The organism is Pseudomonas sp. FFUP_PS_473 (genome assembly GCF_002858665.1).
GTDB lineage: Bacteria > Pseudomonadota > Gammaproteobacteria > Pseudomonadales > Pseudomonadaceae > Aquipseudomonas > Aquipseudomonas defluvii.
This window is the reverse complement of sequence record NZ_PJQQ01000013.1, coordinates 53,512-73,499: the sequence shown is the minus strand read 5'-3', so window position 1 is coordinate 73,499 and position 19,988 is coordinate 53,512. Positions and strand designations below refer to the sequence as shown.

The window sequence follows — 19,988 nt, the reverse complement described above, 5'->3', positions numbered from 1 at the left end:
AACCTCCGATCTGAGTTGCGCTGAAGTCATCAATGAGGAACAGCTTAGTTGCATGATCCATCGCAAAAAATGCGATCCTTGGACATAGTTTGTTTCTGAAATCGGGCAAATCATGGACCGTCTGACTGCAATGCGGGTGTTTGTGACCGTGGTTGACCTCGGCAGCCAATCGGCTGCCGCCGACCACCTGGAGCTTTCACGCCCGGTCGTTTCGCGCTACCTGGCAGAGCTCGAGGACTGGGTCGGTGCCCGGCTGATGCAACGCACTACGCGCAAACTGAGCCTGACCGCAGCCGGCAACGAAACGCTGCCGCGCTGCCGACAAATGCTGGAAATGGCCGGCGACCTGCAAGCGGCGGTCAGGCGGCCGGATGATGCGCCACACGGCGAACTGCGCATCAGTGTCAGCACCTCGTTCGCTCATGCGCAGTTGGTCGAAGCTGTCGCCGACTATGTGAAGCGCTATCCAGACGTGAAGGTCGACCTGCAGATGCTCGACCGCACCGTCAACCTGGTGGACGAACGCATTGATCTGGCCATCCGGACCAGCAACGACCTTGATCCCAACCTGATTGCACGGCGCCTGACGGTCTGTCGTTCAGTGATCTGCGCATCACCCGCGTACCTGCGCGAGCACCCGGCACCACAACGGGTCGAGGACCTGGCCCGGCATAACTGCCTGACCCACTCCTACTTCGGCCACAGCCTCTGGCATTTCGAGGTTCACGGCGAGGCCGTCTCGGTTCCGGTGCAAGGCTCTATCAGCGCCAATGAGGCCCTGACGCTGCAACGGGCTACTTTGGCCGGGGCCGGTATTGCAATGCTGCCAACCTACCTGGTGGCCGAGTCGCTGCGCAGCAAAGCGCTGATCCGGTTGCTGCCGGATGCCAAGCCACGCGAGTTGAACCTGAATGCGGTGTACACATCACGCAAGCATATGCCCGCGACCTTGCGCAGCATGCTCGACTTTCTTGCGGAGCGCTTCAGCGCCGAACCGGCATGGGACATCGGCCTTTAGCACGTTACACCTCTGGCGGATTAGAAAAGTCGACGCACGCAGGTAAACTGGCCACTCACTTCTCTCCAAGGTTTGTCCGTGAACGCTCCTTTGCCCCCAACCGTCCTGCGTAGCGTGCTGATCGCCCTGATGCTGGCGATTTTCCTCGGCGCACTGGACCAGACCATCGTCGCCGTGTCGATGCCAGCCATCTCGACCCAGTTCAACAATGTCAGCCTGTTGGCCTGGGTGATATCCGGTTACATGGTGGCGATGACGGTGGCCGTGCCGATCTACGGCAAACTGGGCGATCTGTATGGGCGGCGGCGGATGATTCTGTTCGGAATCGGCCTGTTTACCCTGGCCTCGGTATTCTGTGCCCTGTCGCAAAGTATGGAGCAACTGGTAGTCGCCAGGGTGCTGCAGGGTATCGGTGCTGGCGGGATGATCTCGGTCAGTCAGGCAATCATTGGCGACATCATTGCACCGCGCGACCGTGGTCGCTATCAGGGCTACTTCAGCAGTATGTATGCCTTGGCCAGCGTCACTGGGCCCGTGTTTGGTGGTTACCTCACCGAATACCTGTCCTGGCATTGGGTGTTCTGGTTGAACCTGCCTCTGGGGCTGCTCGCCTGGTGGATCGCTCGACGCACCTTGCGCGTGCTGGTCATCCCTCAGCGGGCGGCGGTGATCGATTACCTGGGTAGCGTGCTGCTGGTGGCCGGGCTCGGCACCCTGCTGATGGCCATTACCCTGATCGGCCAAGGCTACGCCTGGAACAGCCAGGAAATGCTCGGTTTGCTGAGTACTGCCGTGGTCGGGCTGGTGCTGTTCGTGGCCCACCAGCGGCGAACACCCGAGCCCTTGTTGCCATTGAAGCTGTTCAGCAATCGCACAGCAGTACTGTGCTGGTGCACTATTTTCATGACCAGTTTCCAGGCCATTTCGCTGTCTATGCTGATGCCCCTGCGCTTTCAAAGCATCACGGGTGCGGGTGCCGATAGCGCAGCGCTTTACCTGATGCCGCTGGCCATCGGCCTGCCCATCGGGGCCTACACGGGCGGGCGGCTGACGGCCCGCAGCGGTCGCTTCAAGCCGCAGATCCTGACCGGTGCGCTGTGCATGCCGCTGGCAATCATCGGTATGGCGTTGACCCCGCCAGACGCATGGCTGACCAGTGCGACCTTCATGCTGCTGACCGGCATTGCCTCAGGCCTTCAGTTTCCAACCTCGCTGGTCGCCGCGCAGAGTTCTGTTGAACCACGTGATATTGGCGTCGCCACCAGCACCACCAACCTGTTCCGCGCACTCGGCGGCGCAATTGGTGTGGCCAGCATGTCAGCGCTACTGCTGGCAATGCTGGGGCATACAGGCCCGATTCAGCCTGGCATGAGTGAACACGGCCTTACCAGCAACATCCTGCTCGACAGCCTGAGCACCGTGGATGGCCCAGCATTGCAGGCCCTGCGCAGTGCATTGAGCCTGACCTTCCGCGACGTCCTGCTGGGCAGCGCCTTGATCTCGCTGCTCGGCCTGGGTGCCGCCCTCAGGCTGCCCAATCAACAACTGCGTGGGCGCACTTAGGCTGCCCAATCAACAACTGCGTGGGCGCACTTAGGCGCCCCGGCGTTGAGCCCAGGCTACCGCCAGCCCGCTGAGGCAGATGATGGTAATGCCAACCACACCGAACAGGTCCGGCGTGTGGTTGAAGACCAGGTAGCCAAACATCCCGGCAAACAGGATCTGCCCATAACTGAACGGCGCCAGCATCGCTGGAGCGGCATGCCGAAATGCCTGGGTCAGCAACATGTGGCCCAGCATGCCGCAGGTCCCAAGGCCAATCATGAACAGGCCGTGGGTCAGGGTAGGCACTGTCCAGAAAAACGGCACCAGTGCGGTCATGATCAGGCTGTTGAGAATACCGGTGAGAAAGTTACTGGTGGTTGGGCTATCAAAGCCGCTGAGCTTGCGCGTCAGCAACTGGTAGCCACCGAAACAGAGCGCCGAACACAACGGCAGGATAATCGCCGGGGTGAACAGCGCGCCCCCCGGGCGCACCACAATCAACACCCCGACAAAACCACCGAGCACCGCCAGCCACTGGCTGCGACTGACCTTCTCGCCCAGCAGCGGCACCGACAGTGCCGTCACCAGCAAGGGGGCCAGGAAGTTGACCGCCGTGGCTTCGGCCAGTGGGATGTAACGCAGGCCAGTGGTGAAGAACAGGCTGGTACCAATCAGACACAAGGCCCGTGCCAGTTGCAGCCCCGGGCGCCGGGTACGCACCACTGCCGAAAACCCCGCACGCGGCACAAAAACCGCAAGCATCAGCAGTGTATGCACCACATAACGCGCCCAAACCACCATCACAATGGCATAGAAACCAGACAGGTATTTGGACAAGGCGTCATGGCTGGCAAACAACAGCACCGCCAGGCAGATCAAGGCAATACCTTTGAGCGGCCGTTCGGCACCACCAAGCTTCGGGTTCAGGGCTCTCATGGTAGGACTCGATGAAAAATAATTAATTAGCCTGCTAACTACCAGAGCGCAGACACTCCGTGAGAACGGAACCTGTCGACTTCACCTGAACGAGGCCTTGGGCACAACTGGACCTTGGAAACAAATAGACGCAGTTACTCACAATCCTTCACAAACTCTTATTTGCGCAAGGCTGGGCTCAAGCGCAGCATATCAAGGCCGGTGTCCACCCACAGTTCGGCATCCTTGAACAAGTCGAAGCTCTCGGGTAACAGCAACCAGCGTTTGATGATGCCGTCTATGTAAGCATGTATTGCAATGGCGGCTCGCTCTGGGTCTACATTGGCGGGGAGTTGGCCTCGCCTTATGGCATTGGCCAACGACAACGTGATGTGTGCATGGCAGTCAATGGTCGAATTCTGGCGCTGCTGGCGAATGTCACACATGTCATCGGTGAACTCACACTTGTGATGCAGGATTTCATTGATGCGCCGCGTCTTAGGGTCGAGTACCAAGTGCTGCATGAGTTGAATGAGCAGTTTGCGCATGCACCCCAACGGGTCGGCTTCCTCCTCGCTCTCACTCGCCCTTGCCAGCTCATCAAGCGGTTCGCGCAAAGTATCGAGCATGGCCTGAACCAGCTCGGCCTTGTTGTTGAAATGCCAGTAAATGGCCCCCCGGGTCACCCCTGCCAGCTCTGCAATATCGGCCAGGGTGGTGCGCGCCACCCCGCGTTTGTAGAAGGCTTTCTCCGCAGCCTCGAGAATCTGGCTACGGGTTTCCTGGGCTTCCTCTTTGGTTCGACGGACCATGGCAGTACAACCTCATCAAGGGGCCGGGCGCGCCGTGGGCGCTCGGGTTCGGTGCCGGGCAAGTGTCTACTGAGCCAGTTCCCGGGGGTTAATTCAGGTCTCGCTGCAGTCGGGTAGACCGAACGAGAGGTGTTTACAAACAGCCGTGAATGTAAGTATATTCGTTAGTAAGCTACTTATCCACTCGACGCCATTTTTTCTCTCATTCAATTTCCACTACTCTTGAGCGTCTTCAGCTCTCAGCGACCCGAGGATCTCCATGCACTTCAAACCAGCTGTTACTGCTCTGGTTTCCGCCGTCGCCCTGGCAACACTGCTCAGCGGCTGTAAGAAGGAAGCGGCGGCGCCTGTCGCACAGGCCCCCCAGGTGGGTGTAGTCACCCTTCAACCTCAAGCCTATACCCTGACCACGGAACTGCCGGGACGTACCACCGCGTACCGGGTCGCAGAAGTTCGCCCCCAGGTTAACGGCATCATTCTCAAGCGTCTTTTCACTGAAGGCAGCGAGGTCAAGCTCGGCCAGCAGCTGTACCAGATTGACCCATCGGTGTATGAGTCGACCCTGGCCAGTGCCCAGGCCAACCTGCAATCAACACGTGCGCTGGCTGAGCGCTACAAGCAGTTGGTTGCCGAACAGGCTGTGAGCCGTCAGGAATACGACGACGCGCAAGCCAAACGTTTGCAGGCTGAGGCCACCCTAAAAAGCGCCCAGATCGACCTGCGCTACACCAAGGTACTGGCACCGATCTCCGGCCGCATTGGCCGCTCGTCAGTCACCGAAGGTGCGCTGGTGAACAATGGCCAGGCCGATGCCATGGCCGTCATCCAGCAGCTCGATCCGATCTATGTTGACGTCACCCAGTCCTCGGTCGAGCTGCTCACGCTGCGCCGCGAACTGGAAAGCGGTCAGTTGGAAAAGGTCGGCAGCAATGCCGCCAAGGTCCAACTGACCCTTGAAGATGGCAGCAGCTATGCCCATGCCGGGCGCCTGGAGTTCTCCGAAGTCTCGGTCGACCCCACCACCGGCTCGGTGACACTGCGCGCGGTGTTCCCTAACCCTGACCACAACCTGCTGCCAGGCATGTTCGTGCATGCCCAGCTCAAGGCGGGCGTCAAGAACGCAGCGATCCTGGCTCCGCAACAGGGCGTGACCCGCGACCTGAAAGGTGCTCCAACCGCATTGGTCGTCAATCAGGACAACAAGGTCGAACTTCGCCAGCTCAAGGCAAACCGTACCGTCGGCAACCAGTGGCTGATCGAGGAAGGCCTGAATCCGGGCGACCGCCTGATCACCGAAGGCCTGCAGTTCGTCAAACCGGGCATCGAGGTCAAGGCACGCGAAGCCACCAACGTCCAGTCGGCCCAGCCAGCCAAGCCAGCCCAGGCCAATGCAGCGACTGCAGAGGCCAAAGGGGAGTAAACCATGTCGAGATTCTTTATCGATCGCCCGATCTTCGCTTGGGTGATCGCCTTGGTGATCATGCTGGTCGGCGCACTGTCGATCCTCAAGTTGCCAATCAACCAGTATCCAAGCATCGCTCCACCGGCCATTGCCATCGCCGTGACCTACCCAGGTGCTTCGGCGCAGACGGTGCAGGACACCGTGGTCCAGGTGATCGAGCAGCAGCTCAACGGGATCGACAACCTGCGTTATGTGTCCTCGGAAAGTAACTCCGATGGCAGCATGACCATCACGGCGACCTTCGAGCAGGGTACCAACCCCGATACCGCGCAGGTCCAGGTGCAGAACAAACTGAACCTGGCCACCCCGCTGCTGCCGCAAGAAGTGCAGCAACAGGGTATCCGCGTTACCAAGGCAGTGAAAAACTTCCTCATGGTAATCGGCCTGGTGTCCGAAGACGGCAGCATGAGCAAGGACGACCTGGCCAACTACATCGTCTCGAACATGCAGGACCCGATCTCGCGTACCGCCGGTGTCGGTGACTTCCAGGTGTTCGGTGCCCAGTACGCGATGCGTATCTGGCTCGACCCGGCCAAGCTGAACAATTTCCAGCTGACCCCGGTGGATGTGAAGACGGCGGTTGCCGCGCAGAACGTCCAGATATCCTCCGGCCAGCTCGGCGGTCTGCCCGCCCTGCCCGGCCAGCAACTGAACGCAACCATCATCGGCAAGACCCGCCTGCAAACCGCCGAGCAGTTCGAGAAGATTCTGTTGAAGGTCAACCGCGACGGCTCGCAGGTACGCCTGGGTGATGTCGCCAAGATCGGTCTGGGCGGCGAAAACTACGCAGTCAGTGCCCAATTCAACGGCAAACCGGCTTCGGGCCTGGCGATCAAGCTGGCAACCGGCGCCAACGCGCTGGATACCGCCAGGGCGCTGCGCAAGACCATCAGCGAACTGGAGCCGTTCTTCCCGCAAGGCATGAAGGCGGTATTCCCGTATGACACCACGCCAGTGGTCACCGAATCGATCAGCGGGGTTATCCACACCCTGATCGAAGCCATCGTGCTGGTGTTCCTGGTGATGTACCTGTTCCTGCAAAACTTCCGCGCCACGGTCATCACCACCATGACCGTACCGGTGGTGTTGCTGGGTACCTTCGGCATCCTTGCAGCCGCCGGTTTCAGCATCAACACCCTGACCATGTTCGGCATGGTGCTGGCCATCGGCTTGCTGGTGGACGATGCCATCGTTGTGGTGGAAAACGTCGAGCGGGTGATGTCCGAAGAGGGCCTGTCACCCAAAGAAGCAACCAAGAAATCCATGGGCCAGATCCAGGGCGCCCTGGTCGGTATCGCCCTGGTGCTGTCGGCAGTACTGTTGCCCATGGCGTTCTTTGGCGGCTCCACCGGGGTGATCTACAAACAGTTCTCCATCACCATCGTCTCGGCCATGGCCTTGTCGGTACTGGTAGCGCTGATCTTCACCCCGGCACTGTGTGCCACCATGCTCAAGGCGGTGCCAAAAGGTGAGCATCACGTTGCCAAACGTGGCTTCTTTGGCTGGTTCAACCGCAACTTCGACCGCAGCGTACGCAGCTACGAGCGCGGTGTGGGCAGCATGCTGCGGCACAAGGCCCCCTACCTGTTGGCCTACCTGATCATCGTCGTCGGTATGGTCTGGCTGTTCACCCGCATTCCAACGGCGTTCCTGCCAGAAGAAGACCAGGGTGTACTCTTCGCCCAGGTGCAGACACCTGCAGGCTCCAGCGCCGAGCGTACACAGGTGGTCATCGACCAGATGCGCAGCTATTTGCTGGAGCAGGAGTCGGATACCGTCAGTTCGGTGTTTACCGTCAACGGCTTCAACTTTGCCGGTCGTGGTCAGAGCTCGGGCCTGGCCTTCATCATGCTCAAGCCATGGGACCAGCGCTCTGCTGAAAACAGCGTATTCAACCTGGCCAAACGTGCTCAACAGCATTTCTTCACCTTCCGTGATGCCATGGTGTTCGCGTTCGCCCCTCCCGCTGTACTGGAACTGGGCAACGCCACCGGCTTCGATGTGTTCCTCCAGGACCGCGCCGGTGTCGGCCACGCCAAGCTGATGGAAGCCCGTAACCAGTTCCTCGGTATGGCCGCGCAAAGCAAGGTACTGACTGCAGTACGACCGAACGGCCTGAACGATGAACCGCAGTACCAACTGACCATCGACGACGAACGCGCCAGTGCCCTGGGTGTGACCATCGCCGAGATCAACAGCACACTGTCGATTGCCTTGGGTGCCAGCTACGTCAACGACTTCATCGACCGCGGTCGGGTCAAGAAGGTCTATATCCAGGGTGAGCCCGGCTCACGGATGAACCCGGAAGACCTGCAGAAGTGGTATGTGCGCAACTCGATCGGTGAAATGGTGCCGTTCTCCTCCTTCGCCAAAGGCCAGTGGATCTATGGCGCACCGAAGCTGTCGCGCTACAACGGTGTTGAAGCCATGGAGATCCTGGGTGCGCCGGCCCCGGGCTACAGTACCGGTGAAGCAATGGCTGAAGTCGAGCGCCTGGCAGCGCAACTGCCCGCCGGTATCGGCTATTCATGGACCGGTCTATCCTACGAGGAGCGGTTGTCCGGCTCGCAAGCCCCAGCCCTGTACGCGCTGTCGCTGCTGATGGTGTTCCTCTGCCTGGCAGCACTGTATGAAAGCTGGTCGATCCCGATTGCCGTCATGCTGGTCGTGCCGCTGGGGATCATCGGTGCGCTGGCTGCCACCAGCCTGCGCGGTCTGTCCAACGACGTGTACTTCCAGGTCGGTCTGCTGACCACCATCGGGCTTGCTGCAAAGAACGCGATCCTGATTGTCGAGTTCGCCAAAGAGCTGCATGAGCAGGGTCGCAGCCTGATCGACGCCGCAGTGGAAGCCTGCCGGATGCGTCTGCGCCCGATCATCATGACGTCGCTGGCGTTCATTCTCGGCGTGGTACCTCTGGCTATCTCAAGCGGTGCGGGCTCGGGCAGCCAGCATGCTATCGGTACCGGCGTTATCGGCGGGATGCTGACCGCCACGGTACTGGCCATTTTCTGGGTACCACTGTTCTTCGTCAGTGTGTCGTCGCTGTTCGCCAGCAAGAAGCCTAAAGCCGACGCCACCCCCGAAACTCCACGCTATGAGGCTGGGCAATGAGTAAGTCCCTGTTGTCCCTGGCGGTCACCGCTTTCATTCTTGGCGGCTGCTCGCTGATTCCCGATTACCAGACGCCCGAGTCGCCAGCGGCGGCTCAGTGGCCGCAAGGCCCGGCCTACTCGCCAACCGAGTCGGCCGAGGTCGCGGCAGCCGAGCAAGGCTGGCGTCAGTTCTTCCATGACCCGGCACTGCAGCAGCTGATTCAGACGGCGCTGGTCAACAACCGCGACCTGCGGGTTGCGGCATTGAACATCGACGCCTACCGGGCGCAGTACCGCATTCAGCGCGCCGACCTGTTCCCGGCCGTTTCGGCCAATGGCAGTGGTAGCCGTCAGCGTGTACCCGGCGATGTCTCCAGTACCGGCGAAGCAACGATCAACAGCCAGTACTCGGCCACACTCGGCGTCAGTGCCTATGAGCTGGACCTGTTTGGCCGTGTCCGCAGCCTCAGCGAACAGGCACTGGAAACCTACCTGTCCAGCGAGCAAGCACGCCGTTCGACACAGATCAGCCTGGTGGCCAGCGTGGCCAACGCCTACCTGACCTGGCAAGCAGACCAGGCCCTGCTCAAGCTGACCGAGGAAACCCTCAAGACCTACGAGGAAAGCTACCAGCTGACCAAACGTAGCAATGAAGTCGGCGTGTCGTCGGCACTGGACCTGAGCCAGGCGCGCACGTCGGTGGAGGGTGCCAGGGTGAAGTTGGCCCAGTACCAACGCCTGGTTGCACAAGACCTGAACAGCCTGACCGTGCTGCTCGGCACCAGCGTGCCGGCCAACCTCCCGGCCAGCCAGGAACTCAATGCCGACCTGCTTAGCGAAGTACCGGCAGGCCTGCCTTCCGAGCTGCTGCAACGCCGTCCGGACATCCAGGAAGCCGAGCACCTGCTCAAGGCCGCCAACGCCAACATCGGTGCGGCAAGGGCTGCATTCTTCCCAAGCATCAGCCTGACGGCCAACGCCGGCACCCTCAGCCCAGACATGGGCGGCCTGTTCAAGGGTGGCTCTGGCACCTGGCTGTTCCAGCCGCAGATCAACCTGCCGATCTTCAACGCGGGTAGCCTGCGTGCCAGCCTGGATTACTCGAAAATCCAGAAAGACATCAACGTCGCCAAGTACGAGAAAACAATCCAGACCGCGTTCCAGGAAGTCTCCGATGGCCTGGCAGCACGCCAGACCTTCAAAGAGCAGCTGCAAGCCCAGCGTGACCTGGTCGCTGCCAACCAGGACTACTACCGTCTGGCCGAGCGTCGCTACCGTATCGGGATCGACAGCAACCTGACCTTCCTCGATGCCCAGCGCTCGCTGTTCAGCAGCCAGCAGGCGCTGATCGCCGACCGCCTGTTGCAACTGGTCAGCGAGGTCAACCTGTACAAGGCACTCGGTGGCGGCTGGCATGAACAAACCGTTCAGGATCAGCAGGCGTCAGCGCAGGCTTCGAAGAACTGATTGCGTCGGCAGCAATCTGCTGCCTTGCCTGGGCTCATGACCCAGGCAAGCCACTCGTTGAAAACCACCCTCGCGGTGGTTTTTTTTGCCCCCACGAAAAAACGCTACCTGGCCTGCTTACCCTGGCAGCACCGATGCCTGCACGGCCATCGCAGCCACGTGAATGCCGCAAAAAATTATGTACCACCTAGTTAGTGTTCGTTTATCGCACAGTACCGTTTGCAACGAATTGATTCACCCCCACCGCTCGCAGCACCATCCTCTCGCCGCTTTGAAACACTGATCATTCAGCTCAGCACCTCGATCCGTGACGGCTGAACGTTACGGTTGAAGGCCTCGGCCCAATAAAAACAAGAGACACCACAATGAATACCTTCCAACCCGCACGACACGTGTTTTCCGGCTTGTTGATGACCACCTGCGCGCTGCCTGCACTGGCCAGCGAAGGCGGTTTTGTCGAAGATGCCAAAGCCACGCTCAACCTGCGCAACTTCTACATCAATCGCAACTTCGTCGACCCGGCAAACAAACAAGGCAAGGCTGAGGAATGGACCCAAAGTTTCATCCTTGATGCCAAGTCCGGCTTCACCCAGGGGACCGTCGGCTTCGGCGTCGATGTACTGGGTTTGTACTCGGTCAAACTGGACGGCGGTAAAGGCACCGCAGGTACTCAATTGCTACCGGTTCATGATGACGGCCGCCCAGCCGACAACTTCGGTCGCCTGGGCGTGGCATTGAAAGCGAAGGTGTCCAAGACCGAGCTGAAAGTCGGCGAATGGATGCCGGTGCTGCCGATTCTACGTTCGGACGATGGCCGCTCGTTGCCGCAAACCTTCCGCGGTGGCCAGATCACCTCTCAGGAGATTACCGGCCTTACGCTCTATGGTGGCCAGTTCCGTGGCAACAGCCCACGCAATGACGCTAGCATGGAAGACATGTACATGAACGGCAAGCCAGCCTTCACTTCCGACCGCTTCAACTTTGCCGGCGGCGAATACAGCTTCAACGAAAAGCGAACATTGATCGGCCTGTGGAATGCCGAACTCAAGGACATCTACAACCAGCAGTACATCAACCTTGTTCACAGCCAGCCACTGGGCAACTGGACCCTGGGTGCCAACCTTGGTTACTTCATCGGCAAGGAAGACGGCGCTGAACGGGCCGGCAAACTGGATAACAAGACCGCGTCAGCCCTGTTGTCGGCACGCTACGGCAGCAACACCTTCTATGTTGGTCTGCAGGACGTCAGTGGTGACAGCGCCTGGATGCGGGTCAACGGCACCAGCGGCGGCACCCTGGCCAACGACAGCTACAACTCCAGCTTCGACAACGCCAAGGAACGCTCCTGGCAATTGCGCCATGATTTCAACTTCGCCAGCCTCGGTGTACCCGGGTTGACCTTGATGAACCGCTACATCAGCGGCGACAACGTGCAAACCAGCAGTGTCGACAATGGCAAGGAATGGGCACGAGAATCGGAGCTGGCCTATGTCATCCAATCCGGCGCCTTCAAAGACCTCTCGTTCAAATGGCGCAACTCGACCATGCGCCGGGACTTCAACACCAACTCCTTCGACGAGAACCGCCTGATCGTCAGCTACCCGATCGGTATTCTGTAAGCACCGCAACGTCTAGCCTGTCGAGGTTCCGCCCCGGTTCGCCAGCTGTTTGAGGCGAACCGGGGCGAAAACCTTGATCCCGTTGCATCCCCGCACGCCGCTCCCCCTCCCCTGTAGCACGCTATCCTGCACAGAAATGCGCAACCGCTCACACCTGTGGCCTTGAATCGGCTGCATACGCCAGGTATGACGGTTATTCATTTGACGCTCGACGGGAGGAACTACAATGAAAAACCTCGCCACATACCTCAGTCAATACGCTGCGTATCACCGTGATCCACGCAACATCGCCACGCATTTCATTGGTATCCCGCTGATTGTTGTTGCAGTGACGGTACTGCTGTCGCGCCCGGGCCTGTCGCTGATGGGGATGTGGCTGTCACCTGCACTGCTCGTGGCCTCTGCTTCGGCCTGGTTTTACCTGAGACTGGACACACACTTTGGCCTGGTGATGGGCGCACTGCTCGGTCTGTGCCTATGGGCTGGCGAGCGGCTGGCAGCACAAAGCACTGCCGTCTGGTTTAGCGCAGGATTGGGGCTGTTCGTGGCAGGCTGGGCCATCCAGTTCGTCGGACATTATTACGAAAGGCGCAAACCGGCGTTTGTCGATGACATCAGCGGGCTGATCATCGGACCGCTGTTCATCGTCGCAGAAGCGGCTTTCATGCTTGGGCTGCGGCCCGACCTGAAAGCGGCTGTGGAAGGCAGCGCCGGGCCGGTGACCAGGCGTTAGAAGGACATGGTGCTGTAAAGGCCAGCGCCTGCAACAGACGCGGGAACGTCTATGTGCAGGCGCCGTTTTTTCAGGTCGTCGAGGTCACTCGCGCGACTCAACCCCCAGCTCATCCCACACTGACTCTGCCAGGTGGAAGGTGGCATTGGCCGCTGGAATCCCGCAATAGATAGCGCTCTGCATCAGCACTTCCTTGATTTCGTCGCGGGTGACGCCATTATTGGCCGCCGCCCGCAAATGCAGCTTCAGCTCGTCATTACGGTTCATGCCGATCAACATCGCAATGGTGATCAGGCTACGGGTATGCCGCGGCAAACCCGGACGGGTCCAGATATCGCCCCAGGCATGACGGGTGATCATTTCCTGGAACTCGCTATTGAAGGCCGTCAGGTTGTTCAGGCTGCGATCGACGTGTGCGTCGCCCAGCACGGCACGACGGACCTTCATACCTTCTTCGTAACGCTGTTTCTCGTCCACACCTAACTCCTCAACGGGCCAACAGAAAGTCAATGACGCAACGACTGAACGGTTCGCCCACTTCAACGTTGGACAGGTGCGCAGCATGGAACTCAGCGTATTCGGCACCCTCCACGTTGTCCCGGATAAACAGGCCACCAGACGGTGGAGTCACCGCGTCGGCGCTGCCGGAAATCACCAGCATAGGGACCTTGATCTCGCCCAATTGGTCGCGGAAATCGGCATCGCGCACCGCAGCGCAGTTGGCCGCGTAGCCCTGCGGCGAGGTGGCCGCGAGCATGTCGGTGATGCGTTTGGCCTGATCAGGGTGGGACGCCGCGTAGGCCGGGGTGAACCAACGCTCAATGGACGCGTCACGCAGGCCAACCATGGCGGCCTGACCATCACGCAGCACGGTTTCGATCCGTGGGTTCCAAACCTCTGGCGTAGCAATCTTGGCCGCCGTGTTGCACACGATCAATCGGTTCAGACGATGGCCGGCATTTATACCCAGCCATTGGCCGATCAGGCCGCCCATGGACAGGCCACAGAAATGTGCACGCTCGATCTGCAGGGCATCGAGCAAGGCCAACACGTCCCGCCCCAGTTGTTCAATGCTGTAGGGGCCCTCGCTCACCAACGACTGGCCATGACCACGGGTGTCGTAACGCAATACGCGAAAGTGCGCGGTAAGCGCTGGCAGTTGGGTGTCCCACATGTGCAGGTTGGTGCCCAGCGAGTTGGACAACACCAGTACCGGCGCCCCTTCCGGGCCATCGAGTTGATAGTTCAGTACGCCATCGGCAAGTTGTACGCTAGCCACAAAAGTCTCCTTCAGGCACTCAGTCGGGTATGTTCAGCCACTGCACGCTCAACCCAGGCACGCGCCTGGCCGAGGTAGTGTGCAGGGTCCAGCAGACGATCGAGCTCGTCTGCCGACAGTTCGGCGCTCACCTGCGGATCGTCGCCGAGCACCGCGCGCAGGTGGCGTTGTTCAGCCACTGCACGCTTGCAGCAGCTCTCCAGCAGGTGGTGGGCATGGTCACGCCCCAAGCGTTGCGCCAGCACGATACTCACCGCCTCAGCCAAGACCAGGCCTTGGGTAAGCTCCAGATTGCGACGCATCCGTTCGGCATCGACCTCCAGGCCATCGGCCAGAATCTGCGCCTGACGCAAGGCACCGGACACCAGGCAGCAGATCTCCGGCAGTGTTTCCCATTCGGCATGCCACAGGCCCAGGCTGCGCTCATGCTCCTGAGGCATCGCGCTGAACAAGGTCGATAACAAGCCTGGCACGCGCGTCGCGGCACCGATCAAAACTGCGGCTCCCACCGGGTTGCGCTTGTGCGGCATGGTCGAGGAGCCGCCCTTGCCCGGAGCAGAAGGCTCAAACACTTCGGCCGCTTCGGTTTGCATCAACAGGCTGACATCCCGGCCCAACTTGCCCAGGGTGCCGGCGATCAACGCAAGCACGGAAGCAAACTCCACCAGGCGATCCCGTTGAGTGTGCCAGGGCTGCTCGGGCAGGCTCAGGTGCAACTGCTCAGCCAGAGCGTCGGCAACCCGTAAACCCTGTTCCCCCAAGGCAGCCAAGGTGCCAGAAGCCCCACCGAACTGCAGGCAGAAGACCCGAGGCTTGAGTTCCTGCAAGCGTTGACGGTGCCGCGTCAGGGCACCCAAGGTGCCGGCGATTTTCATTCCCAGCGTCACCGGGGTGGCATGTTGCAGCCAGGTACGTCCGGCCAGTGGCGTATCGGCATGGGCCAGGGCTTGGCGTGCTAGCGCCTCGCACAGCTGTGCGAGGTCTGCTTCGATCAGGCCCAGCGCATCACGCAGTTGCAGCACCAGGCCGGTGTCCATCGCGTCCTGGCTGGTAGCGCCGAGGTGAACGAAACACTCGGCTTGTGGCACGTCACTGGCTATCACCTTGCCCAATGCCTTTACCAATGGAATTGCCGAGTTACCGGCCACGGCGATGGCTTCAGCCAAGGCGCCGAAATCGTAATGATCGGCCTGGCAGGCCGCTTCTATGGGCGCTACCGCCTCCTGCGGGATAACCCCGACAGCGGCTTCGGCACGGGCCAGCGCAGCTTCAAAATCAAGCATGCCCTGCACTCGACCACGGTCGGAAAATACCTCACGCATGGCAGGTGCTGTGAAATAGGCATCGAACAATTGGTTGCCCGGTCGTTGAGTCATGGCAGGTCCTTCAACAAAACGCACCACCAAGGGTACGCGAGTAGATCAATGATCGTTATGCAAACAGGCCGCCTGATTCGTCAGACGCGGGCTGAGTAGTGAGCAACGGCACAATGTAGCGGACAGAAGTCATGGCTACTTACTCTTGGAGGGTTCTGAAAGTCTAGACAGGCTTGGCAACACCCTTGCTCCACATAACAATCACCCCATCACCCAGACCTTGCGTGGAGGCCGGGTGATGAGGTCACTGGTTTACACGCGCTCGATCGCCAGCGCCAAGCCTTGGCCAACCCCCACACACATGGTTGCCAGGCCTTTACGGCCACCGGTTTTTTCAAGTTGGTGCAGCGCGGTCAGAATCAAGCGCGCGCCACTCATGCCCAATGGATGCCCCAAGGCGATGGCGCCGCCGTTAGGGTTGACCTGCGGTGCATCGTCCGCCAGCCCCAACTCACGCAGTACAGCCAAGCCTTGGCTGGCGAATGCCTCATTGAGCTCGATGACGTCGAAGTCGGTCACGGCCAGGCCAAGACGCTCGACCAGCTTGCGCACAGCAGGCACCGGGCCAATACCCATGACACGTGGCGCAACACCGGCACTGGCCATGCCCAGCACGCGCGCACGCGGCGTCAGGCCATGTTTTTTCACTGCTTCGGCTGATGCAAGGATCATCGCCGCAGCACCATCGTTGACGCCCGAAGCGTTGCCTGCGGTAACCGTCTTGTCCGGACCATTGACCGGCTTGAGCCTGGTCAGTGCTTCCAGCGTGGTATCGGCACGCGGGTGTTCGTCCTGCTCGACAACCGTCTCGCCCTTCTTGTGCGCAATACGCACCGGCACGATTTCCTCGGCGAAGAAGCCGGCGGCCTGGGCCTGGGCGGTACGCTGCTGACTGCGCAGGGCAAAGGCGTCCTGATCGGCACGCGACACCTGATAGTCATCCGCTACGTTGTCGGCAGTCTGCGGCATGGCATCGACACCGTACTGGGCTTTCATCAACGGGTTGATGAAGCGCCAGCCAATGGTGGTGTCTTCCAGCTTCATGTTGCGCGAGTAGGCGCTATCGGCCTTGCCCATGACGAACGGGGCACGCGACATCGACTCGACGCCACCGGCAATTGCCAGTTCCATCTCGCCGCTGGCAATGGCGCGGAAGGCTGTACCGACCGCATCCATGCCCGAGGCACAGAGGCGGTTAAGGGTTACACCCGGCACACTGTCCGGCAGGCCAGCCAGCAACAGTGCCATACGGGCAACGTTGCGGTTGTCTTCGCCGGCCTGGTTGGCGCAGCCCAGGAACACTTCATCGATCTGGTCCCACTGTACCGACGGGTTGCGTTCGATCAGCGCCTTGAGCGGCACGGCTGCCAGGTCATCGGCACGCACACTGGCCAAGCCGCCACCGAAACGACCGATGGGGGTACGAATTGCATCGCAAATAAAGACGTCACGCATCAGGCTTCTCCTGGCGCTTGGCCATGAGCGGCCGCCGTACGCGCTTCCAGATCACGCAGGGCAGTCAGTTCGACTTCGCTCGGCTCGGCAGTCTGCGCTACATTTTCGGCGAAACGGATCGGCCAGCCGGTCGCGGCGATGATCTGTTCACGGGTAACACCTGGGTGGATCGAGGTCACCACAAACTCGTTGGTACCCGCTTCCGGTTCCATGATGCACAGGTCGGTGATGATGCCTACCGGCCCTTCACCTGGCAGCCCCAGGCGTTTGCGCGAGTCGCCGCCTTCGCCATGACCGACCGATGTGATGAAGTCGAGCTTGTCGACGAAGGCACGCGACGACTGCTTGAGGATGATCAGCACTTGTTTGGCGGAGCCGGCGATTTCTGGTGCGCCACCTGCACCTGGCAGGCGAACCTTGGGTTGATGGTAATCACCCACCACCGTGGTGTTGATGTTGCCGAAGCGGTCGACCTGGGCAGCACCGAGGAAGCCCACGTCAATACGCCCGCCCTGCAGCCAGTAGCGGAAAATTTCGCCGGTCGGCACAACGGTATCAGCGGTCTCGGCCAGTTCACCGTCACCGATGGACAGCGGCAGGACAGTCGGCTTGGCACCAATCGGGCCCGACTCATAAATCAGTACCACGTCCGGGGACGAGGTCAGCCGCGCCAGGTTGGCGGCCTTGGATGGCAGGCCAATGCCAACGAAGCATACGGCACCATTGCGCAGACGACGTGCTGCGGCGACGGTCATCATTTCATTGGTGGAGTAGCTCATTATTCAGCCTCCGAAGCGCTGGCCAGTTTTGCCTTGAACGCGTTGAAATCAGCAGTGCCGCGGATGTATTCATCGATCCAGGCGGTGAAGGTCTCACGGCTGCGGGCGATAGGGTCCCAGGCCTGGTAGAAACGGTTGTCACGCTCGTAGTAGCCATGGGCATAGGACGGGTGCGCGCCCCCAGGAACCAGGCAGACAGCAGACAGAGCCCAGGTCGGCAGAACGCAAGCGTTCATCGGCGCATTCAGGTCGTCGACGATCTCTTCGACGGTGACGATGCAGCGCTTGGCAGCCAGGGCGGCCTCTTTCTGTACACCGAGGATGCCCCACAGCAGCACGTTGCCCTTGCGGTCGGCTTTCTGCGCGTGAATCACCGTGACATCGGGGCGTACCGACGGCACCGCAGCCAGCACTTCACCGGTGAACGGGCAGGTGACACTCTTGATCAGCGGGTTGACCTTCGGCAGGTCAGAACCGGCGTAAGCACGCAACACTGCAAATGGCAGACCGGAAGCACCTGCAACATAGGCGTTGGCCAGGTCGGCGTGGCTGTGCTCTTCGATTTCCATGGCGTGCGGCCATTGTTTTTCCACTGCATCGCGCAGACGGTGCAAGGAACCTACACCTGGGTTACCGCCCCAGGAGAAGATCAGTTTCTTGGCACAACCGGCACCGATCAATTGATCGTAGATCAAGTCAGGCGTCATACGAACCAGGCTCAGATTCTTCTTGCCCTGACGAATGATTTCATGACCGGCCGCGGTCGGGATCAAATGTGTGAAGCCTTCGAGAGCGACGCTGTCGCCATCGTTGACGAACTGCTTCACGGCGTCGTGGAGCGAGAGGATTTCAGCCATTACAGACTCCTGGTATTCGCTGAAGTCGAAGGAAGATTGACCTCAGATTAAGGCCGTCCAGAACGCGGTTCAATCCGATAATCGACTAAGCGTTCGATAATCGAACCGATTGTTCCTACTCCGATCGCTGCTTGCGCGCTCCCACAGGCAACGCCTGCAGGGTGGGGAATGGAGGGAACAATCAGCGGCCGACCCTGTCGAGGATCGGCCGCAATGCGCTATCAGGTCGCGTCAGCGTGGCTAACCAGGCCCTTCATGATCACCGCCACCGTGGCCAGGCCAGCAGGGATCACCAATGCGGTCAGTACCTGCTCGAAGTTCCAGCCAAGCCCTAGCAGCGTTGCACCCATCCAGGCACCGAGGATCGCGCCGAACCGACCGATACCCAGCATCCACGACACGCCTGTGGCACGCCCCTGGGTTGGGTAGAAACGCGCTGCCAACGACGGCATGGCCGATTGCGCACCGTTGACGCACATGCCCGCAATCAATACCAGCGTCGCCAACAGGGTGATATCGCCAAGGCTCTGCCCTACTGCGTAGGCAAAGACGCCTGCCAGCAGGTAGAACACGCCGATGACCTTGTGCGGGTTGAAACGGTCCATCGCCCAACCCACCGCGACGGCGCTCAGCACACCACCAAACTGGAACAGCGCACCAATGAACGCTGCCTGCTCCATGCTGGCGCCACTTTCGCGCATCAGGGTCGGCAACCAACTGGTCAGCAGGTACACGATCACCAGGCCCATGAAGTAAGTGAGCCACAACAGCAGGGTGCCAATGCTGTAGGTTCCGGAGAAAATCACCGCGAACACATTGCGCGCCTTGACCGTTTTCTGCTCAGGAACACTGAAGCTTGCGGCCTGGGCGACCGTAACCGGGTCAATGGGGGAAAGGGTCTTGCGTACTTTGTCGTTACCACGGTTGCGAACTACCAGGTAACGCGCTGACTCCGGTAACCAGGCCAGCAGCACCAACGCCAACAGCAAGGGCAGAACACCCCCAATCAGCAGCAGGCTATGCCAGCCAAACACGGGAATCAGCTTGGCAGAAATAAAACCACCACCGGCCATGCCCAGGTTGAAACCACAGAACATGCTGGTGACCAGCAGCGACTTGTGCCGCTCAGGGGTGTACTCAGACAGCAGCGTTGTGGCATTGGGCATACCGGCACCAAGCCCCAGGCCTGTCAGGAAGCGCAGCACCAGCAACTGATCGACATTGCTGCTATACGCCGAAGCAAGGCTGAAGGCACCAAACAGAATCACTGCCCCCACCAGCACTACCTTGCGCCCAAAACGATCAGCCAGCGGGCCAGAACCCAAGGCGCCGAAAACCATGCCGATCAACGCGGCACTCATGACCGGCCCCAGGCTGGCACGGTCGATACCCCAATCCTGGGATAACGCGGGCGCGATAAAGCCCATGGCGGCGGTATCCAAACCATCCAGGAAAACGATCAAGAAACACAGAACAACCACACGCCATTGGTAGCGTGAGAGGGGTTGTGCATTGATGAAGGACTGCACATCAAGGCAGTTTCCAACTGAAGCTTGAGGACTGTTCATTATTGTTA

16 protein-coding genes are annotated in these 19,988 nt (G+C 60.2%); 7 read left to right on the top strand and 9 right to left on the bottom strand.

Annotation, left to right across the window (positions count from 1 at the left end):
* Nucleotides 1-112: 112 nt before the first annotated feature.
* Both CYD26_RS11220 and CYD26_RS11215 read left to right on the top strand, forming a co-directional pair.
* The gene (locus tag CYD26_RS11220; protein ID WP_102052626.1) at nt 113-1,018 is read left to right on the top strand and encodes a LysR family transcriptional regulator; all 906 of its coding nucleotides are present in this window, start codon (nt 113-115) and stop codon (nt 1,016-1,018) included.
* Between the two features lie 129 nt (nt 1,019-1,147).
* Nucleotides 1,148-2,581, top strand: coding sequence for an MDR family MFS transporter (locus CYD26_RS11215; protein WP_102052668.1), 1,434 nt, complete (start codon nt 1,148-1,150; stop codon nt 2,579-2,581).
* A gap of 30 nt (nt 2,582-2,611) precedes the next feature.
* On the opposite strand, the gene CYD26_RS11210 is transcribed toward CYD26_RS11215, so the two are convergent.
* Nucleotides 2,612-3,499, bottom strand: coding sequence for a DMT family transporter (locus CYD26_RS11210; protein WP_102052625.1), 888 nt, complete (start codon nt 3,497-3,499; stop codon nt 2,612-2,614).
* A 158-nt stretch (nt 3,500-3,657) separates the two neighbouring features.
* Nucleotides 3,658-4,290: a TetR family transcriptional regulator gene (locus tag CYD26_RS11205; protein ID WP_065758695.1), complete on the bottom strand. Its 633-nt coding sequence runs from the start codon at nt 4,288-4,290 to the stop codon at nt 3,658-3,660.
* Between the two features lie 259 nt (nt 4,291-4,549).
* Between CYD26_RS11205 and CYD26_RS11200 the strand changes: the two genes are divergently transcribed.
* The 5 genes from CYD26_RS11200 (at nt 4,550) to CYD26_RS11180 (ending at nt 12,666) form a co-directional block, all read left to right on the top strand.
* Nucleotides 4,550-5,710 (top strand): efflux RND transporter periplasmic adaptor subunit, encoded by a 1,161-nt coding sequence (locus tag CYD26_RS11200; RefSeq protein WP_065758696.1) that lies wholly within the window; start codon nt 4,550-4,552, stop codon nt 5,708-5,710.
* A 3-nt stretch (nt 5,711-5,713) separates the two neighbouring features.
* On the top strand, nt 5,714-8,866 hold the full coding sequence (locus CYD26_RS11195; protein ID WP_099775672.1) for an efflux RND transporter permease subunit: 3,153 nt from the start codon (nt 5,714-5,716) through the stop codon (nt 8,864-8,866).
* Complete coding sequence (locus CYD26_RS11190) at nt 8,863-10,314, top strand: AdeC/AdeK/OprM family multidrug efflux complex outer membrane factor (protein WP_099775673.1); 1,452 nt, start codon at nt 8,863-8,865, stop codon at nt 10,312-10,314. Before CYD26_RS11195 ends, CYD26_RS11190 begins: the two co-directional genes overlap by 4 nt.
* 365 nt (nt 10,315-10,679) lie before the next feature.
* Nucleotides 10,680-11,933, top strand: a complete 1,254-nt coding sequence (locus CYD26_RS11185) for an OprD family porin (RefSeq protein ID WP_065758699.1) — start codon at nt 10,680-10,682, stop codon at nt 11,931-11,933.
* Between the two features lie 226 nt (nt 11,934-12,159).
* On the top strand, nt 12,160-12,666 hold the full coding sequence (locus tag CYD26_RS11180; protein WP_099775674.1) for a DUF962 domain-containing protein: 507 nt from the start codon (nt 12,160-12,162) through the stop codon (nt 12,664-12,666).
* Nucleotides 12,667-12,750: 84 nt separating this feature from the next.
* On the opposite strand, the gene pcaC is transcribed toward CYD26_RS11180, so the two are convergent.
* The 7 genes from pcaC to CYD26_RS11145 form a co-directional block, all read right to left on the bottom strand.
* Complete coding sequence (gene pcaC / locus CYD26_RS11175; protein WP_065758701.1) at nt 12,751-13,143, bottom strand: 4-carboxymuconolactone decarboxylase; 393 nt, start codon at nt 13,141-13,143, stop codon at nt 12,751-12,753.
* A gap of 10 nt (nt 13,144-13,153) precedes the next feature.
* Nucleotides 13,154-13,945 (bottom strand): 3-oxoadipate enol-lactonase, encoded by a 792-nt coding sequence (pcaD, locus tag CYD26_RS11170; RefSeq protein ID WP_102052624.1) that lies wholly within the window; start codon nt 13,943-13,945, stop codon nt 13,154-13,156.
* An 11-nt stretch (nt 13,946-13,956) separates the two neighbouring features.
* Nucleotides 13,957-15,321 (bottom strand): 3-carboxy-cis,cis-muconate cycloisomerase, encoded by a 1,365-nt coding sequence (locus CYD26_RS11165; protein ID WP_102052623.1) that lies wholly within the window; start codon nt 15,319-15,321, stop codon nt 13,957-13,959.
* Between the two features lie 252 nt (nt 15,322-15,573).
* Entirely contained in the window at nt 15,574-16,779 is a 1,206-nt protein-coding gene (gene pcaF, locus CYD26_RS11160; protein ID WP_178081709.1) for a 3-oxoadipyl-CoA thiolase, read from the bottom strand.
* The gene (locus CYD26_RS11155) at nt 16,776-17,558 is read right to left on the bottom strand and encodes a CoA-transferase subunit beta (RefSeq protein WP_176717404.1); all 783 of its coding nucleotides are present in this window, start codon (nt 17,556-17,558) and stop codon (nt 16,776-16,778) included. The genes pcaF and CYD26_RS11155 overlap by 4 nt, the downstream gene beginning before the upstream one ends.
* The gene (locus CYD26_RS11150) at nt 17,555-18,412 is read right to left on the bottom strand and encodes a CoA transferase subunit A (RefSeq protein ID WP_065758706.1); all 858 of its coding nucleotides are present in this window, start codon (nt 18,410-18,412) and stop codon (nt 17,555-17,557) included. Before CYD26_RS11150 ends, CYD26_RS11155 begins: the two co-directional genes overlap by 4 nt.
* Nucleotides 18,413-18,633: 221 nt before the next feature.
* A complete protein-coding gene (locus CYD26_RS11145) occupies nt 18,634-19,980 on the bottom strand; it encodes an MFS transporter (protein ID WP_099775677.1) in 1,347 nt (448 codons plus the stop codon).
* Between the last annotated feature and the right edge of the window lie 8 nt (nt 19,981-19,988).